The sequence below is a fragment of the Pantoea sp. QMID4 genome, assembly GCF_030270445.1.
GTDB lineage: Bacteria > Pseudomonadota > Gammaproteobacteria > Enterobacterales > Enterobacteriaceae > Pantoea > Pantoea vagans.
Genome location: NZ_BSXL01000011.1, coordinates 33,725 through 51,365 on the forward strand (window position 1 = coordinate 33,725; position 17,641 = coordinate 51,365).

Below are 17,641 nucleotides of genomic sequence, written 5' to 3' on the forward strand. Positions count from 1 at the left end.
CGCTGACTCAGATGAAATTGCCGCGTGCAGAAACTGCGTGCTCTTCGCTATGCCCACTGGCGTGACGCAGAACAAAGCCATCCGACTGTGCCATCACTGCGCAACTGTGATTCGGGAAGATACGCAGCAGCGTGCCGACTTCAGGACGGCGATCCTGATGAAGCAGAAAACCATGCTCCTCAGATAACTTTGTCACCTCATACGTGTGGCCCGCTTCGTCGGCTGCAACACCAAAGCCGCTGGCATTGGTGCCGTGTGGCCCTTTATCTGAGCTCAGCATTTTCGATCCGGCATCCACAATTGCGAAATGCTCGTTTACCGCTACCACACGGGTAATGACGGTCATTGCCAGCTGATCGACGTGACTTAGCCCGAGGCGACAGGCGGTAAGGTCCAGCAGTGCATAGTTGCCAGGCCGGATTTCACTGATGCAGGGCGCAACCTCGGCTGCCAGGGCCGTAGGCGTTGAACCCACAGAGAGCGGGCAGTCGGTAAATCCCGCAGCCTGCAGTCTTGCCTGAAGCTGCTGCATCAATACCGTTTCCTGCCTGGCAACATCAACAATAGCTGCGGCATTACCGGCACCATAAGCGTGGCCGGCATGCGACACTAATCCGGCAAAGCGTACGCCTCTGTCCCGCAGCGCCTGAGCAATCAGCACGGCTTCATCACTATCAGGATTCACACCAATCCGATGTAATCCAACATCCACCTTAATCGCCACCGCCAGCGCGCAGTCTGGTTGTTGCTGCCACGCATCCGCAATCGCTGCCACACCCTGCAGCCTGTCCGCGATCAGGATAAGTTTTGCCTGATGAAGTACGGCGAGACGCAGCAATTCAGCCACGCTTTGCGGTTGCACAACCGGGTAAGCTAACAGCAGATCGCGAACGCCCCCCTGAAGAAAGCTGATACCTTCGCTGGGTTTAGAGACCGTGACACCCTGAGCACCATATTCAAGCTGACGCTGAGCAATCCAGACGCTTTTATGTGTTTTGATATGCGGACGCAACGCAACGCCTGCCGCACTGGCTTTGCGCTGCATATGCTGCAGATTCTGCTCCAGTCGCTCTGCATCCACTTCAATATAGGGCGTAAGGCGTTCATCAATCAGCGGCCTCTGCCACTGCTCTGTATCATTGATATCCATAAGATTATCCGACTTTAACGAGGTAAGAGGATTTATCATTCCTTAATTAACTTTCTGATACCAGTTTGGTGGCCGTGGAAGAGGCGCTGAACAGCAAAAATTAAAGTGGGTGTTAACCCGGGATAGAGCATGCAGCACATGCATGAATCGGAGGGGACACTAAGCAGGCGTGGATGAGCAGAATAAAAAAAGCAGGCGCGGTGCCTGCTTTATCTGTTTACTCAGACGTAAAGTGATTGTTCACCCGGCGGACGGGTTTTAAATCGGCGATGCAGCCAGAGATATTGTTCCGGTGCGCGCAGAATCTGATTCTCGATCACTTTATTCATATAAGCTGCAGCAGCAGCCTCGTTCGTATGAGGATAATTTTCCAGCACCGGCTCAATGATCAGATGATAGCCATCATTACCTGCATTACGGATCAGCATAATCGGCACCATCGCTGGCTTCGCGAGACGCGACAGCACAAAAGTGCCGTTGGTGGTGGCCGCTTTTTCTACCGCAAACAGCGGCGCAAAGGTGCTGCCTTTCGGGCCGTAATCCTGGTCCGGCGCAAACCAGACCGATTCACCCTTTTTCAGAGCACTAACCATGCCGCGCAGATCGCGGCGGTCGATCATCGCTTTGTTCGAGCGCATCCGGCCTTTGGTCTGAACATATTCCATTGCCTGATTGTTGTGCGGGCGGTACATCGCCATCATCGGCTGACAGAGACCGCTGATGCGGCCGCCCAGCTCCAGTGACATGAAATGCACGCCAATCAGCATCACACCGCGCTTTTCATTCTGCGCAGCGTGGAGATTATCCATACCTGACACTGTAAACAGACGTTTTACCGCACGGTCAGACCAGAACCAGGCAATACCGGTTTCAGCCAGCGCCATGCCTAACGACGCAAAATTACCGGCAATCATATGTTCTGTTTTTTCTTCACTGATGCCAGGAAAGCAGAGCTCAATGTTACGACGGGTGATTCGCTCACGGCGCTGCAGGAAATGACGGGAAATTTTGCCGGCACCGGCACCGAGACGCATAAGAACAGGATAGGGAAGCTGGACCAGAAGCCAGAGTACACCAAGACCAAACCAGGTAAACCAATAACGCGGATGCAGCAGCGAACTGCTAAATTTTCCGGTGTTTTTCATTAACAACCTTCATGAGATAGATGGATGTATCGCATAAAGAGCACTTCCATAAGTCTCCAGGCGGTACAGCTGTACTGAATTCGACCAACACTTTATCAAAAAGTGCCTTCAAAGAAAGGGAAACTACTAACTCTACAGGATTGACCTGTTTCATGGAGCCAGCGTTTCGGGTGCGAAAAAAGGGTTCACAACAGAAAAAATATTTTAAATTCAGAAGATTAAAAAGACAGACCTGAGATGCGAAGTGTGACTGACAGGCGTTCCGGAAGAGTCCGGAAATGATTATTTATCAATTTTTACTTAGTTTTGAAGCCAGCCACGGTAATAAAAGGCCGGAGGTGTTGATGAATCTCACACTATAGCGCCTGAAAAATGAACAAAGCGCCATTGCTGGCGCTTCATTACTGACCTGCCGAAAATGTATTACTCGATATTCTGAATCTGCTCGCGCATCTGTTCAATCAGCACTTTCAGTTCGATCGCTGACGCGGTGATATCGGCGTTGATCGACTTCGATGCCAGCGTGTTCGACTCACGGTTGAACTCCTGCATCATGAAATCAAGACGACGGCCAACCGCTTCTTTCTTTTTCAGGATGTTGTAAGTCTCTTTAACGTGAGCATCCAGGCGATCCAGCTCTTCAGAGACGTCAACACGCTGCGCCATCATCACCAGTTCCTGCTCAAGGCGATTATTTTCCAGCTGGACTTCAGCATCTTCCAGTTTGGCGACCAGACGCTCGCGCTGCCATTTGATGACTTCAGGCATCTGCGCACGCACTTTGCTGACTTCCTGTGAAACCCCTTCCAGACGCTGCTCAATCATCGCTTTGAGTGCGGTGCCTTCGCTTTCACGTGCCGCAATGAAATCATCCAGCGCACTATCCAGCGCCTTCAATAACTGCGTGTTAATGGCATCCAGATCCTGCTCCTGTGCAGACATCACACCGGGCCAGCGCAGGATATCCAGCGGATTAATCGCGCCTTCATCGCTCTGCATCTTCACCCAGTTGGCCGCCTGCACCAGCTGTTTCGCCAGGGTTTCATTGAGCATCAGCTCGCCCTGCGCGCTAGGGTCGGCATCAAAACGCAGGTTGCACTCAATTTTACCGCGCGTCAGACGCTGGCGAATGCGTTCGCGGATAACCGGCTCCAGCCCACGAAACTGTTCCGGCAGACGGATGTAGGTTTCCAGATAACGCTGGTTAACAGAACGCAGCTCCCAGGCGGCGCTGCCCCATTCGCCTTTGGCTTCGCTGCGGGCATAAGCGGTCATACTGCGGATCATAAGCGGTACTCATTTGCGGAAAGATGGGTGAAGTATAGCGAGGCGAGCCATGGCATAACAGGCATAAGCGTCTCACCGGAAAATAACGAACCATTTCCGCTTTCCGCAAGAGCCACTTATGATGACCACTGACCCCTTGTGAGGATGATCGATCTATGTCACGCGTTATTGCTCTTCCTGTTGTGATTGCTCTGCTGCTGGCGGGTTGCCAGACACGCCACGCGCCGCCTACGAAACCGCAACCCATCTGCGCGGGAGGCGAGATGATGATGCAGACCACATTGTGGTTTGGAATGAGTAAGCCAGATGGCGGCAGGGTGAGTTCACTCGACTGGATGAACTTTGTGGATAATGACGTGACGCCACGTTTCAAAGCGGGACTGTCGGTTTATGACGCTAAGGGGCAATGGCTGGGTGAGAACGGTCAGCTGGCACGAGAAAACAGTAAAGCGCTGATGCTGATCCACGGTATCGATCCCGCCACCAATCAGGATATTGAGGCTTTACGCAGCCTCTATAAAAAACGGTTCGGTCAGGAGTCGGTGATGCGGGTAGATGCACCCGTTTGTGTCGGGTTCTAGGCCGAAAGCGGGCGGCAGCGCTGCCGCCCTTAAACCATCAGATAAACAGACCGGCGAAAGCCGCAGAGAGCAGGCTCACCAGCGTGGAGCCATAAACCAGCTTCCAGCCAAACCGGGAAACGACATTTCCCTGTGTCTCATTCAGGCCCTTTATCGCACCTGCCACAATGCCGATTGAGGCAAAGTTAGCAAAAGAAACCAGGAACACTGACAGAATACCCAGCCCACGCGCACTCATGCCCGCCGCGATTTTCTGTAGCTCAATCATCGCCACAAACTCATTCGCGACCAGCTTGGTCGCCATGATGCTGGCCGCCTGCAGGGCCTCCGCTTTGGGAATGCCGATCAGCCAGGCCAGAGGATAGAACAGGTAGCCGAGCAGCTGCTGGAAGCTGTAACCAAACACCGCCGCAAACAGCGCGTTGATAGCAGCAATCAGGGCAATAAAACCAATCAGCATGGCCAGAATGATCATTGCTACCTTGAAGCCTGCCAGGATGTACTCGCCCAGCATCTCAAAGAAACTCTGATCTTCATGCAGTTTCTCCAGCGCGATAGGCTGCTCGTTCTGGCTTTCCATCGGGTTGATGATCGACAAAATAATAAAGGTACTGAACATGTTCAGCAGCAGCGCAGCAACCACATACTTCGGTTCAATCATCGACATATAAGCACCGACAATCGACAGCGAAACGGTAGACATCGCGGTCGCTGCCATGGTGTATAGCCGGCGCGGCGGGATATCACCCAGAATCCCTTTATAGGCGATGAAGTTTTCCGACTGACCGAGAATCAGCGTGCTGACGGCGTTGAACGACTCCAGCTTGCCCATGCCGTTAATCTTCGACAGCAGCGTTCCGAAAATACGGATCAGCAGCGGCAGGATGCGCCAGTGCTGCAATATGCCGATCAGGGCTGAAATAAAAACAATCGGACAGAGCACGCCAAGGAAGATAAACGCCAGCCCCTGTTTGCTCATTCCGCCAAACACGAATTCCGTACCCTGCGCGGCAAAGCCCAGCAGCGTCTCAAAGAATCCTGCGAACGAGCCAACCAGCGCCAGCCCCCCGGCAGAATGAAGGAAGAACCAACCCAGCGCGGCTTCCACCACAATCAGTTGAACAATAAAGCGCAGTCGAATCTGTTTACGGTCATGACTGACCAGCAGCGCAAGGGCGAAAATCACCACCAGCGCCAGCAGAAAATGAAGAATGGCGGCCATATATTTTTTTATCAGAGAGAAAGGAAAGCGCATTTAGCCACAGCTGGCCGGGAATTTCATCTGATGCCTGCGTCAGACCGGCGCAAGAGACAGCGGGCAAGGAAGTCCGTATAATGCGCAGCCAATCATTAGCAAGCCGGAGAATACCCATGCGTCCAGCAGGCCGTAGCGCACAACAGGTGCGTCCAGTCACATTGACCCGCAATTACACCAAACATGCAGAGGGTTCCGTTCTGGTGGAATTCGGCGAAACGAAAGTGCTCTGCACTGCCTCCGTAGACGAAGGGGTTCCGCGTTTCCTTAAAGGCCAGGGCCAGGGCTGGGTCACGGCTGAATATGGCATGCTGCCGCGTTCTACCCACAGTCGTATGGCGCGCGAAGCCGCTAAAGGCAAGCAGGGTGGCCGTACGCTGGAGATTCAGCGTCTGATCGCCCGTTCACTGCGCGCCGCGGTTGATCTTAAAGCGCTGGGTGAATTTACCATTACGCTCGACTGTGACGTCATTCAGGCCGATGGCGGCACCCGCACTGCGTCAATCACTGGCGCCTGTGTGGCGCTGGCCGATGCGCTGAACAAGCTGGTGGCCAGCGGCAAGCTGAAAGCCAATCCAATGAAGGGCATGGTCGCGGCGATTTCAGTAGGTATCGTTAAAGGCGAAGCGCTGTGCGATCTGGAGTACGTCGAGGACTCCGCGGCAGAAACCGACATGAACGTCGTGATGATGGAAGATGGTCGCATGATCGAGGTGCAGGGCACCGCCGAGGGCGAACCGTTCAGCCATGAAGAGCTGTTGACGCTACTGGCGCTGGCACGTGGCGGCATTGAGGAATTGATTCAGGCGCAGAAAGCAGCGCTGGAAAATTGATGTAACAGGCGACCTCAGGGTCGCCTTTTCTTTATTTGAGGAGTGAGAAATGAAAGCCTGGCAGCGTCAGTTTATTGAATTCGCCCTGAACAAGCAGGTGCTGAAGTTCGGTGAGTTCACTTTAAAGTCAGGGCGTAAAAGCCCCTATTTCTTTAATGCTGGTCTGTTTAACAGCGGACGGGATTTAGCGCTGCTGGGACGCTTCTACGCGCAGGCGCTGGTGGATGGCGCTATCGATTTCGATCTGCTTTTCGGCCCGGCCTATAAAGGCATTCCGATTGCGACCACTACGGCGGTGGCGCTGGCGGATCATCATGACCGCGATGTGCCTTACTGTTTCAACCGCAAAGAAGCCAAAGATCACGGTGAAGGCGGCCTGCTGGTGGGCAGCCCGCTGCAGGGCAAAGTGATGCTGGTGGACGATGTGATCACGGCAGGCACAGCGATTCGTGAGTCGATGGATATTATCGGCGCGCACAACGCTACCCTGGCAGGCGTGCTGGTGTCACTTGATCGTCAGGAGCGTGGACGTGGAGAGATGTCGGCGATTCAGGAAGTGGAACGTGATTACGGCTGCAAAGTGACCGCAATTATCACACTGGCCGACCTGATTAGCTGGCTGGAAGAGAAACCGGAGATGGCCGATCATCTGGCTCAGGTTCGTGCCTATCAGAAAGCATACGGGATTTAACAGAGGCGGGCGCAATGCCCGCCTTCTTTGACTCTTTACGCCAGCTGGGCGGCCATCAGCGGCCAGCGAGCCTCAAAGTCTGCGGTGGGACTGAAACGAAACTCAGAACGGACATAGCGCGACAGTAAACCTTCACAGAAAGCCAGCAGCTGGCTTGCCAGTAACGCCTCATCAGCCTGAAAAGCTTCGCCCTCACGCATTTTCCGTTCACGCATCACCTGTCGCAGTTGCACTTCAATCCGCTCAAACAGCTGATTAATACGTCCCTGTAGCCGGTCCTGCTCGAACATCAGCGCATGGCCAGTGAGGATGCGCGTCAGTCCCGGATTACGCTCACCAAATCCCAGAATCAGTTGCACGATCAGACGCAGGCGCGTCATGGTCTCTTTTTCATCTTTCAGGATCAGATTGATGCGGGTAATCAGACTGTCTTCGATAAACTCAATCAGGCTATCGAACATGCGTGTCTTACTGGGGAAGTGACGATATAGCGCCGCTTCGGAAACGCCTACTGTGGCTGCCAGCTTGGCGGTGGTAATGCGCTGACTGCCATCACCTGACTCAAGCATCTGTGCCAGCGCCTGCAAAATCTCTTCGCGACGGTTCCGCTTCGCGACTTTTTTTTCTGCCATGACCTTAAAAACCCCTGAAATTCACCTAAAAACAGGCAACACCTACGCATCTGCCACAGGAACGCGTCCCATGGCGATGAGGAAAAATAACGGGCGTAAGTGAAAGTCGGTAATGCGGGTTACTGGCGACCGGAGTGGCCGAAGCCGCCTTCGCCGCGCTGGCTGGCGTCGAAATCGTCGACCAGGTTAAATTCCGCCTGTACCACCGGTATAAAGACCAGTTGTGCCATGCGATCGCCGGGTTGCAGAGAGAAACTTTCCTGACCGCGATTCCAGACCGACACCATCAGTTGTCCCTGATAGTCGGAGTCAATCAACCCGACCAGGTTGCCCAGCACGATGCCGTGTTTATGACCCAGGCCTGAGCGCGGCAGGATCACAGCGGCCAGATCGGGGTCGGCGATATGAATCGCCAGGCCGGTCGGGACCAGCGTCGTTGTGCCTGGTACGATGTCGAGCACCTCATCAATACAGGCGCGTAAATCTAACCCAGCGGAACCTGACGTGGCGTAGGTCGGCAGTGGAAACTCTTTGCCGACACGCGCATCCAGAATTTTAACGTCTATTTTTTTCATCATAACGGCTGACAATCTCGTCTATTAATTGTTGGCCAAGGAGAGACTTATCGCTGAGCGGTAAGCGTTTTTCCCCATCCTGCCAAAAAAGGTGAAGAGCATTGGTGTCGCTATTAAATCCCTGTCCGGCTTTAGCGACATCGTTAGCGCAGATCAGGTCCAGATTCTTGCGCACCCGTTTTTGCCGGGCGTATTCTTCCACATTCTGTGTTTCAGCAGCAAATCCAACCACAAATGGCCGGTTTTCCTGAAGTGCGGCGACCCCGGCAACAATATCGGGATTCTTTACCAGGTTCAGCGTGACGCTATCATCGCCGCCCTGTTTCTTGATTTTATCGGCCGCAATATCGGCTGCCCGGTAGTCTGCCACGGCTGCGCTTGCAATGAAAATATGTTGTTTATCTATCTCGCTCATGACGGTGGCCTGCATCTCCAGCGCGCTAGTAACATCAATGCGCCGCACACCCGCTGGTGCCGCCAGGCTGACCGGACCACTGACCAGCGTTACCTGTGCGCCGCGTCTGGCAGCGGCAGCGGCAATCGCAAAGCCCATTTTGCCGGAGCTGTGATTCGAGATGTAGCGCACCGGGTCCAGTGCTTCACGGGTTGGACCGGCGGTTATCATAATGTTGAGATGTTGCAGATCGTTGACGGGCGCAGCCCATTGCACCGCATGGTCAACAATCACCAGCGGGTCGAGCATCCGGCCTGGCCCGACATCACCGCAAGCCTGGCTGCCGCTGTCCGGCCCCCAGATCAGCACGCCACGCTCATGCAGCGTCTGCAGGTTGTGCTGGGTCACCGCCGCACGATACATCTGCTGATTCATGGCGGGCACTACCGCTACGGGTGAGGCCGTCGCTAAGACGGCGGTGGTCACCAGATCGTTTGCCATACCGGCAGTGATACGGGCAATCAGGTCGGCAGTGGCCGGTGCCAGCACAATCAGGTCGGCCCATTTTGCCAGTTCAATATGACCCATCGCCGCTTCCGCTGCCGGATCAAGCAGATCGTCAAACACCGGATAGCCTGAAACGGCCTGCAGGCTGAGCGGAGTAATAAAGGCCTTTGCCCCCTCCGTCATCATTACGCGGACATCAGCGCCGCGGTCGCGCAGGCGACGCACCAGCTCAGGTGTTTTATAAGCGGCGATACCGCCGCTCACGCCAAGAAGAATTTTTTTGCCGGCTAATCCCATCATGATGTTGGCCTCACTAAGCTCTCTGCCGCCCGCGGCGGCGAATGCACGGACTTTATCACAAAAGCGTGGGCGCGCCTTTTCACCAACTGCGTTTGCGAGCCGCCTCGAAGATTGATGCGCCACTGATAGCGGTACGCTGCAGGATGGGCCACTCTTAGGCGCATCTCAGGGAGAGCAAAGATGAAAATCAAGGGACCACGGGAAAAGCTGCAAAAACTGGGCGCGCATTCGCTCAGCGATACCGAACTGCTGGCCATCTTTCTCCGCACCGGCTCGCCGGGGCAGAACGTCCTTGAGCTGGCCGGGCAGATGCTGGAGGGATTTGGCTCGCTGTATCAGCTCATGACGTCAGACAAAGCGGCAATTTGCAAAATTAAAGGTGTCGGTGATGCCAAGCTGGCGCAACTGCACGCGATTGCCGAACTGGCGAAGCGCTTTTTTGCCAGTAAACTGGCGCGCGAAAGCGTGATGGAAAATCCACAGATTACACGCCAGTATCTGCAAAGTCTGTTAGCCCACCAGGAGCGGGAGATCTTTATGGCCCTGTTTCTGGATAATCAGCATCGGGTGCTGCGGGCACAGAATATGTTCTCTGGCTCCATTAGTAGCGTGGAAGTTCACCCCCGCGAGATCGTCCGGGAAGCGCTGAAGCTCAACGCAGCTGCCCTGATACTGGCGCATAATCATCCGTCGGGGATGGCGGAACCGAGCCGTGCTGACCGTGAAGTGACCCATAAAGTCAGCGAAGCCTGTCAGCTACTCGACATCCGTCTGCTCGATCATCTGGTGATTGGCCATGGCGAATATGTCTCCTTTGCTGAGCGGGGATGGCTCTGATTCAGGGAAATTTCGCGCCAGGTGGCGGCTTTTTGCCCGATCATTCGGGATCTTTATCTGTTCGGGACTTGAGCACTTGGGCTGAGCGGCGTATACTACGCCACCTTTGAGAATCTCGGGTTTGGCGGTTAGGCCAGCTTAGCGGGTTCCATGGAACTCGCCTGGCGGGCTGCAAGCCTGACGAGGCGGCCAAAACCTAATTTTTAAAGCTCGAGCTGATTTGATTTTTGGAGATATAGACATGTCACGAGTCTGCCAGGTAACTGGAAAGCGTCCGGTAACGGGTAACAACCGTTCCCACGCAATGAACGCGACGAAACGCCGTTTCCTTCCGAACCTGCACTCACACCGTTTTTGGGTTGAGAGCGAGAAGCGCTTCGTTACTCTGCGTGTATCTGTTAAAGGTATGCGCATTATTGATAAAAAGGGCATTGATACGGTTTTATCCGACATGCGTGCCCGTGGTGAGAAGTACTAAGGTACTAAGGAACTGAATCATGGCTAAAGGTATTCGTGAGAAGATCAAGCTGGTTTCCTCTGCTGGTACAGGTCACTTCTATACCACCACGAAGAACAAACGTACTAAACCAGAGAAGCTGGAACTGAAAAAGTTCGATCCGGTTGTACGTCAGCATGTGATCTACAAAGAAGCTAAAATTAAGTAATTTTAGTGTTCTGCTAAAAACCCGGCTCCGGCCGGGTTTTTTGTTTGTGTAAAACGCTGAGGAGAGGGTATGCCAGAGTTGCCAGAGGTTGAGACCAGCCGCCGCGGTATCGAGCCGCATTTGGTCGGTGAAACCATTCTTCACGCCGTGGTGCGTAATTCACGTCTGCGCTGGCCTGTTTCGCAGGAGATCCTGGCGCTAAGCGATCAGCCGGTGCTCAGCGTGCAGCGTCGGGCGAAATATCTGCTGCTGGAACTGCCGCATGGCTGGATTATTATCCACCTGGGCATGTCGGGCAGCCTGCGCGTGCTATCCGGGGAGCTGCCAGCAGCGAAGCATGACCATGTTGATTTGGTGATGAGCAACGGCAAAGTACTTCGTTACACCGACCCGCGCCGCTTTGGTGCCTGGCTCTGGAGCAGCGATCTGACGGGCAGCAGCGTGCTGGCGCATCTCGGACCTGAGCCGCTTAGCGACCAGTTTGACGGCACTTACCTGTTTGATAAGTCACGTGGCAAACGGACGCTCATCAAGCAGTGGCTGATGGATAACAAAGTGGTGGTGGGCGTGGGCAACATTTACGCCAGTGAGTCACTGTTTACCGCCGGGATCCTTCCCGATCGTGCCGCAGGAAGTCTGTCGCAGGCTGAAGCGGAGCTGCTGGTTAACACCATTAAAGCGGTGCTGTTACGTTCAATTGAGCAGGGCGGTACTACGCTGCGTGACTTCTTACAGACCGACGGCAAGCCTGGCTATTTTGCCCAGCAGTTGCAGGTTTATGGCCGGGCCGGTGAACCCTGCCGGGCATGCGGTACGCCGATTATCAGCGGCAGGCACGGGCAGCGCAGCACCTACTGGTGCCCCAACTGCCAGCATTAAGCCAGTTTAGCCAGCAGTGCCTGATGCACGGGCGCGGGCAGAAAGGCGGAAACATCGCCGCTGTGACGCGCCACCTCTTTGACCAGCGAAGAGGAGATAAACGAGAAGCCTTCAGACGGCATCAGGAACACACTCTCCAGCGTTGGCAGCAGGTGACGATTCATCTGCGCCAGCTGCATTTCATATTCAAAATCTGACACCGCGCGCAAGCCACGGACCAGCACATTCGCCTGCTGGTCACGGGCGAAATTTGCCATCAGGTCGCTGAAGCCGACCACCTCAACGTTCGGCAGATGGGCAACCACCTGACCGGCCAGCGCCACGCGCTCATCCAGGCTGAACATTGGTTTTTTACTGGGGCTGGCAGCAATGGCCAGAATCACCTGATCAAACATCTGCGCTGCCCGCGTCACGATGTCGAGATGACCGAGCGTTACAGGATCAAACGTACCGGGATAGATGGCTTTAGTGGTCATACTCGCCCTTTTGCCGAAGCGTGATTCAGCGCCCAGAGGGCTGAATATTTATTGAAGGTATATTGCGCGTTGACGACCGCCAGAATCCAGCCCTGTTTGCCATCGAGAAAACCGGCACGCAGCAGCAACGTTTTAGCAAACGCACCCAGCGTATGGCTGAACACAGAAAAGAGGCCGCAGCGCTTACCGCGCTGATAACGTTCCGTGGCCCAGGCTTCGGCATAGGCCAGTTGCTTACGCTGAAAGGCGATTAAATCGCGGCAGGTCAGATGTTCCAGATCGCCAGGCAACGCCACCACCGGCGCACCGTCACTCTGCAGTGATTCATGCACCAGGTTGTCATTGTAGCGGAAGGTGCGTGGATAGAGGCGCATCACGCGGTCGGGATACCAGCCACTGTGACGCATAAAGCGGCCGAGGAACAGATTACTGCGGCCCAGGCTGTAAACCGTGCGGCTGGGTGGGGCGACCAGCACCTGCTCAATCGCGGCGCGCAGTTCGGGTGAAATGCGCTCATCCGCATCGATCATCAGAATCATATCGCCGGAGGTATAGTCCTGCGCGCGCTGACGCTGGATGCCATAGCCCTGCCAGTCATCACGTTGATAGACCTGCGCCCCGGCCTGCGTGGCGATCTCAACACTCTCGTCACTGCTGCCAGAATCCAGCACAATAATTTCGTCGGCCCAGCTGACTGAGGCCAGACAATCCGGCAGCAGCTCCGCTTCATTTTTGGCGATCATAACCACAGAAAGACGCTGGCGTGCTGACATTAGTGGGCCCGAGGTGGCAGATGCGGTTCGAGTAACTGTAGCAGACGCTGAAGCGCACCCTGGTTCTGGTGCAGTACGTCTACCGCATGGCGTCCGTAATAACGGCGGTAATCATCATCCTGTAACAGGTTAGAGACCTCTTTTTCCAGTGAAATCACATCGGTGACGGTGATCAGACCCTGGCCTTCCTGCAACTTGCTGCAGATATCTTTGAAGTTCCAGATGTGTGGCCCCATCAGCACCGGAAGGGCATGGGCAGCGGGTTCCAGCGGGTTGTGTCCGCCCCTCTCAACCAGGCTGCCGCCGACAAACGCCAGATCGGCGATGCCGTAAAGCAGCATCAGCTCACCCATTGAGTCGCCGATGACCACCTGCGTGGAACCTGAAGGGATCTCACCGCTGCTGCGCAGGATAAAGCTGAAGCCGCGTTCCTGCGTCAGTTCGCGCGCATCGTTAAAGCGTTCAGGATGGCGGGGAACCAGAATCAGCAGCAGATCCGGAAACGTCTGCAGCAGGCGACGATGAGTATCCAGCACTATGGCCTCTTCGCCTTCGTGCGTGCTGGTGGCGATCCACACCGGGCGACGCGGCGCCCACTGGCGACGCAGCGTTACCGCTCTGGCGGCCAGTTCTGGCGTGACGGAAATATCAAACTTCAGGCTGCCGGTAATCGCCAGCTGTGAACGTTTCAGGCCCAGACCCAGGAAGCGGTCGCCATCTTCCGTATTCTGTGCCGCAATCAGCGTGATGCTCTGCAACAGCTGGCGCATAAATTTACCCAGCTTGCGATAACCTTTGGCGGAGCGGGCCGAGAGGCGGGCATTGGCGATTACCAGCGGAACGTTACGCTGGTGCAGAATGCGGATAATGTTCGGCCACAGCTCCGTTTCCATGATGATCACCAGCCGTGGATTAACCGTATCCAGAAAACGATTAATTGAACCTGGCAGATCATAAGGCAGATAGACATGGTGCACATCTTTGCCAAAAGCAGATTGCGCCCGCTCAGAGCCGGTCGGCGTCATGGTGGTGACGGTAATCGGCAGGGTCGGGTAACGATGACGCAGTGCGCGCACCAGCGGAATCGCGGCCAGCGTTTCACCCACAGAGACCGAGTGCAGTACAATGCCGTCGGGCTTCACTTTGCCGACACAATAGCCATAGCGTTCTGCCCAGCGTTTGCGATAGGCAGGCGCTTTACGACCGCGCAGCCACAGGCGCAGCCAGATTAGTGGCTGAATGAAGTAGAGCAATGCGGTGTAAATGGTCGTCATAGTTACCGTTAAAGCAGGTTCGCGTCTAAAAACAGATTAAAATGAGATGGCGGCATGGTATCAGAAACCCTGCATGCACTCATCCCGGATTGTCAGTTGCTACTCAGTACCTGCTGGTAAAGCGAAGTCAGCGCCTGCGCCAGCTGTTGCGGACTGTAAGGCTCAATTTTACGTCGCGCCGCGTCACCCATTCGTGAATCGACGGAAAGCGCCGGTATTGCATTAACCGCCTGATTTAAGCCATTGATATCCAGGGCATCACAGACGAAGCCTTCCTGACCAGCAGTAATAAATTCCGCGCCACCGCAACCGGTGCTGGTAATGACCGGTAAGCCGCAGGCCATCGCCTCCAGCACCACATTCGGAAAGGGATCATAGAGCGTGGGCAGCAACAGGCCATCCGCCGCGTGGTAGAACGGCTGCACATCCTGCTGTACGCCGACAAAGCGCAGGCGGTCCAGGCAGTGAAGCTGGTTTGCCAGCTGCTGATAGCGTTGTAATTGTTTATCCTGGCCCACTACAATCAGATAACGATCGCTGGCAGCCAGTGCCTGTATCGCCGCTTTCAGCCCTTTACGCTCAAAGCCGGAGCCGACATAAATCAGTACGGTAGCGGCATCGGGCAGTGACAGTTGCTGACGGGTAGCGCGACGGGCTGCTTCCATAGCGGGCTGGAAACGACTTGCATCGATAGCGTTATGGATGACATGGATTTTCCCGGCGTCGAGCGAGAAACAGCGCAGGATATCGCGCTTTACCATCTCTGAATTACAGATCACCGCTTTCAGCGTCGGAGAGTTGAACATCTCCGCTTCCGCCTGCAGAACATAGCGGTGATAAGGACTGAGTGCAGCACTCAGCCGCTGCCACGATGAGACGATGCGTGCGCGCTGTTCCAGCCAGACACGATGCACGCCATCACCCGCACGGAAAATGTCACAGCCCGCGATGCGCTCATGGCTTTGAACAATATCAAACTTTTCCCGCTCCCAGCAGGTACGTGCTGCCCGGGCAAAACCGCGTTCACGAGAGACCCGGCCCAGCTTTGCCGGATTACAGATATGCAGATGCCAGTCTGGGTTGGGCGTGCCCTGCCAGCTGCGGGTAATGATGTTGAGATCGAGCTTTTCGCTGCCCAGCGCTTCCAGTGCGCGTGAGATAAAACGTTCAGCACCGCCATCCGGACGATATTTCTGCCGGACAATCGCCAGCCGTAACTTACTCATTCAGGTAGCTCCTCGCTGCCGCGACCACATCCTTTACCGGAATGGCCGAGAGATAACGCTGGTCAGTTTTAGTGTCGATAGAATCCGGTGAGGGCAGCGGGCCATAATCACCCGCCCAGATAACATGGTTGTTATCACCCCAGGGGCGCCAGTGCTGTAGCTTGGTCGGACCAAATAGCGCAATACAGGGCGTTTTAAGCGCGGCAGCCATGTGCATTGGTGCAGAGTCGACACCAATAAACAGACGGGCGTGATCGATCAATGCCGCCAGCTGCGGCAGCGTGAACTGACCCGCCAGCGAAACCACATCCGGCGACGCACAGCGCGCGCGAATGCGGTTAATCATCGCCAGCTCCTGCTTGTCCGGCCCGGCGGTCAGCACCACTTTGCGGCCCGGTTTCGCCAGCTGATCAAGTGTGGCTGCAACGCTCTCCTCTTCCCAGCATTTAAAGCCCCAGCGTGAGGTCGGCTGCACCACAATATAGGGCGCGGTAATATGATGTTCCGCCAGTCGGGCCAGCACGATTTGCTGATCAGCGTCGCTGTAGTACATTGAGACGCGTGCGCCATCGCTGCTGATGCCGAGGGGGGCCAGTGCCGACATATTCTGTTCAACGGTATGCAGTTTGCTGTGATTGTGTGTGGGGACCAGACGGTGGTGACACCAGCGCCACAGGGCGTTATCGCGTTTTTTGAAGGCGAAACCGATACGGACGGGTGCCCCGGACAATCGCGTAATCAGGGCAGCGCGCCACTGATCGGCCAGGTTAATCACCAAATCATAATGCGCGTCACGTACGGCGCGAATTAATGCACGCTCATGGCCCAGCTTGCGCCAGGTACCCTCCTGCTTCCATTTGCGATCGATGACGTGCAAATGGCGGATGGCCGGATGCGCTTCCAGCATCGGACGCGTTTCCTGATAGAGCAATACGTCGATGCTGGCCTGCGGATAACGCGCATGAAGCGCATTGATGGCGGGCGTTGCGAGCAGCATGTCACCATGATGGCGCAGCTTAATCAGTAATATATTTTTTGGAGAGAAGTTTGCTGGAATCAGGCTGGCCATAAACAAGAGTTCTCAGAATTCAGTGAACCGATTGTAGGGCAAACCCTTTTTAGGATAAAGCCAGCCTCAAAGGTTATTTATCACGCCAGCGATAGAGCCGGGCCAGCCATAACAGCAACTGATACCACTGCTTAATTCCCCGGGCATTCCGGAGCATGCGCAGATGTGTCCGGGTAGCGAACAGCTCGGCAATGATTGCCTGTCGTGCGCGGGCGTCAGGCTCACGTCTCACACTGTGGCAAACGCTCAGCGCTTCATGCGTTACCTGATAGTGAAACGACGGGTAGATTTTCACGCGGTCACGATAACGGGTGTTAAGCTCTTCCAGCCGCCGCGCAACCTTAAGGTAGTGACGCTGATATTCAACATTACGCTCGCCGGTACGTTTGCGGTTGCTGATTGAAGCGTCGTGCATATAGTAGCGATAGAGCACGGCTTGGGTATACCGCACGCGTTTCGCCAGCAGCATAAACTCGGTAGTCCAGGGAATATCCTGATGATGCAGGCCCGGCTCAAACTGCAACTGATGCTGCCCGATCAGTTCCCGCCGATAGATGCCCAGCCAGACCACATGCATATAACGATGCGTTTTCAGCGCGGTATTAAGCCAGTCAGCACCGCTCAGCACCGGCGTACTGCGCAGGCGATCAAGCGGAATCAGCGGTTTTACCCGCTGACTGTGTTTGAAGAACCACTCGGCGTTGCACTGTACCGCATCCAGATTGTCCGCTTCTGCCATCGTCACCAGCGTCTGATACATATCGGGCTGCATGGTGTCATCTGCATCCGGGAAGGTGACATATTTCCCACGGGCTATAGCCAGACCCGCGTTACGGGCGCGCGACACGCCGCCGTTTTCCTGATGAATCACACGAATATGAGAGTGCTGCTGTGCATACAGGTCAGCGCGCTCACCTGAGCCGTCGGTTGAACCGTCATCGACAATGATGACCTCCAGCGAGGTCAGCGTCTGCGCCAGCAGTGACTGCATGAACTCATCAAACATGCTGCCCGCATTGAACATCGGCGTAATGATACTCAGCAAAGGAGAAGTACTCATCACACTATCTGCACCCGCGTTGAATTCACTGC

At 55.1% G+C, this 17,641-nt stretch carries 20 protein-coding genes; 7 read left to right on the plus strand and 13 right to left on the minus strand.

The genetic code is table 11. The features are described 5' to 3' along the window. Nucleotides 1-7: 7 nt before the first annotated feature. The 3 genes from QSK07_RS20915 to QSK07_RS20925 form a co-directional block, all read right to left on the minus strand. Complete coding sequence (locus QSK07_RS20915) at nucleotides 8-1,150, minus strand: alanine racemase (protein WP_285722860.1); 1,143 nt, start codon at nucleotides 1,148-1,150, stop codon at nucleotides 8-10. A 221-nt stretch (nucleotides 1,151-1,371) separates the two neighbouring features. After that, nucleotides 1,372-2,295, minus strand: coding sequence for a kdo(2)-lipid IV(A) palmitoleoyltransferase (gene lpxP / locus QSK07_RS20920; RefSeq protein WP_098051996.1), 924 nt, complete (start codon nucleotides 2,293-2,295; stop codon nucleotides 1,372-1,374). Between the two features lie 423 nt (nucleotides 2,296-2,718). After that, nucleotides 2,719-3,582 (minus strand): YicC/YloC family endoribonuclease, encoded by an 864-nt coding sequence (locus QSK07_RS20925; RefSeq protein ID WP_033784313.1) that lies wholly within the window; start codon nucleotides 3,580-3,582, stop codon nucleotides 2,719-2,721. A 155-nt stretch (nucleotides 3,583-3,737) separates the two neighbouring features. Here QSK07_RS20925 and QSK07_RS20930 point away from each other — a divergent pair, with 155 nt between their 5' ends. Then, nucleotides 3,738-4,163, plus strand: coding sequence for a DUF3574 domain-containing protein (locus QSK07_RS20930; RefSeq protein WP_098051999.1), 426 nt, complete (start codon nucleotides 3,738-3,740; stop codon nucleotides 4,161-4,163). Between the two features lie 37 nt (nucleotides 4,164-4,200). Here the strand turns inward: QSK07_RS20930 and QSK07_RS20935 are convergent, their stop codons facing one another. Beyond that, a complete protein-coding gene (locus tag QSK07_RS20935) occupies nucleotides 4,201-5,385 on the minus strand; it encodes a NupC/NupG family nucleoside CNT transporter (protein WP_285722863.1) in 1,185 nt (394 codons plus the stop codon). A 149-nt stretch (nucleotides 5,386-5,534) separates the two neighbouring features. On the opposite strand from QSK07_RS20935, the gene rph reads away from it, so the two are divergent. Together rph and pyrE are read left to right on the plus strand one after the other, a co-directional pair. Next, entirely contained in the window at nucleotides 5,535-6,251 is a 717-nt protein-coding gene (gene rph / locus QSK07_RS20940; RefSeq protein WP_003851334.1) for a ribonuclease PH, read from the plus strand. A gap of 49 nt (nucleotides 6,252-6,300) precedes the next feature. After that, nucleotides 6,301-6,942, plus strand: a complete 642-nt coding sequence (gene pyrE, locus QSK07_RS20945) for an orotate phosphoribosyltransferase (protein ID WP_285722866.1) — start codon at nucleotides 6,301-6,303, stop codon at nucleotides 6,940-6,942. Nucleotides 6,943-6,977: 35 nt separating this feature from the next. On the opposite strand, the gene slmA is transcribed toward pyrE, so the two are convergent. The 3 genes from slmA to coaBC all read right to left on the minus strand — a co-directional run bounded on the left by slmA (nucleotide 6,978) and on the right by coaBC (nucleotide 9,350). Further along, the gene (gene slmA / locus QSK07_RS20950) at nucleotides 6,978-7,574 is read right to left on the minus strand and encodes a nucleoid occlusion factor SlmA (RefSeq protein ID WP_098052001.1); all 597 of its coding nucleotides are present in this window, start codon (nucleotides 7,572-7,574) and stop codon (nucleotides 6,978-6,980) included. Nucleotides 7,575-7,693: 119 nt separating this feature from the next. Beyond that, nucleotides 7,694-8,152 (minus strand): dUTP diphosphatase, encoded by a 459-nt coding sequence (dut, locus tag QSK07_RS20955; RefSeq protein ID WP_285722869.1) that lies wholly within the window; start codon nucleotides 8,150-8,152, stop codon nucleotides 7,694-7,696. After that, on the minus strand, nucleotides 8,130-9,350 hold the full coding sequence (gene coaBC / locus QSK07_RS20960) for a bifunctional phosphopantothenoylcysteine decarboxylase/phosphopantothenate--cysteine ligase CoaBC (protein ID WP_285722870.1): 1,221 nt from the start codon (nucleotides 9,348-9,350) through the stop codon (nucleotides 8,130-8,132). Before coaBC ends, dut begins: the two co-directional genes overlap by 23 nt. A gap of 180 nt (nucleotides 9,351-9,530) precedes the next feature. Here coaBC and radC point away from each other — a divergent pair, with 180 nt between their 5' ends. The 4 genes from radC (at nucleotide 9,531) to mutM (ending at nucleotide 11,731) form a co-directional block, all read left to right on the plus strand. Continuing rightward, entirely contained in the window at nucleotides 9,531-10,187 is a 657-nt protein-coding gene (radC, locus tag QSK07_RS20965; RefSeq protein WP_098052004.1) for a RadC family protein, read from the plus strand. A gap of 241 nt (nucleotides 10,188-10,428) precedes the next feature. After that, nucleotides 10,429-10,665 (plus strand): 50S ribosomal protein L28, encoded by a 237-nt coding sequence (gene rpmB, locus QSK07_RS20970; protein ID WP_013359508.1) that lies wholly within the window; start codon nucleotides 10,429-10,431, stop codon nucleotides 10,663-10,665. Between the two features lie 19 nt (nucleotides 10,666-10,684). Beyond that, the gene (gene rpmG / locus QSK07_RS20975) at nucleotides 10,685-10,852 is read left to right on the plus strand and encodes a 50S ribosomal protein L33 (protein WP_001051798.1); all 168 of its coding nucleotides are present in this window, start codon (nucleotides 10,685-10,687) and stop codon (nucleotides 10,850-10,852) included. 69 nt (nucleotides 10,853-10,921) lie between these two features. Further along, on the plus strand, nucleotides 10,922-11,731 hold the full coding sequence (gene mutM, locus QSK07_RS20980) for a bifunctional DNA-formamidopyrimidine glycosylase/DNA-(apurinic or apyrimidinic site) lyase (RefSeq protein ID WP_098052005.1): 810 nt from the start codon (nucleotides 10,922-10,924) through the stop codon (nucleotides 11,729-11,731). Here mutM and coaD read toward each other — a convergent pair. From coaD to QSK07_RS21010, 6 genes are all read right to left on the minus strand, one after another. Continuing rightward, nucleotides 11,728-12,207 (minus strand): pantetheine-phosphate adenylyltransferase, encoded by a 480-nt coding sequence (gene coaD / locus QSK07_RS20985; RefSeq protein ID WP_033734511.1) that lies wholly within the window; start codon nucleotides 12,205-12,207, stop codon nucleotides 11,728-11,730. The two genes, mutM and coaD, sit on opposite strands and share 4 nt — an antisense overlap. Then, nucleotides 12,204-12,980: a glycosyltransferase family 2 protein gene (locus QSK07_RS20990; protein ID WP_285722880.1), complete on the minus strand. Its 777-nt coding sequence runs from the start codon at nucleotides 12,978-12,980 to the stop codon at nucleotides 12,204-12,206. Before QSK07_RS20990 ends, coaD begins: the two co-directional genes overlap by 4 nt. Continuing rightward, entirely contained in the window at nucleotides 12,980-14,254 is a 1,275-nt protein-coding gene (gene waaA / locus QSK07_RS20995) for a lipid IV(A) 3-deoxy-D-manno-octulosonic acid transferase (RefSeq protein ID WP_098052007.1), read from the minus strand. The genes QSK07_RS20990 and waaA overlap by 1 nt, the downstream gene beginning before the upstream one ends. A gap of 92 nt (nucleotides 14,255-14,346) precedes the next feature. Beyond that, entirely contained in the window at nucleotides 14,347-15,480 is a 1,134-nt protein-coding gene (locus QSK07_RS21000; RefSeq protein ID WP_098052008.1) for a glycosyltransferase family 4 protein, read from the minus strand. Next, nucleotides 15,473-16,549, minus strand: coding sequence for a putative lipopolysaccharide heptosyltransferase III (gene rfaQ / locus QSK07_RS21005; protein WP_285722882.1), 1,077 nt, complete (start codon nucleotides 16,547-16,549; stop codon nucleotides 15,473-15,475). Before rfaQ ends, QSK07_RS21000 begins: the two co-directional genes overlap by 8 nt. Before the next feature lie 73 nt (nucleotides 16,550-16,622). Next, nucleotides 16,623-17,609, minus strand: a complete 987-nt coding sequence (locus QSK07_RS21010; RefSeq protein WP_275222611.1) for a glycosyltransferase — start codon at nucleotides 17,607-17,609, stop codon at nucleotides 16,623-16,625. Between the last annotated feature and the right edge of the window lie 32 nt (nucleotides 17,610-17,641).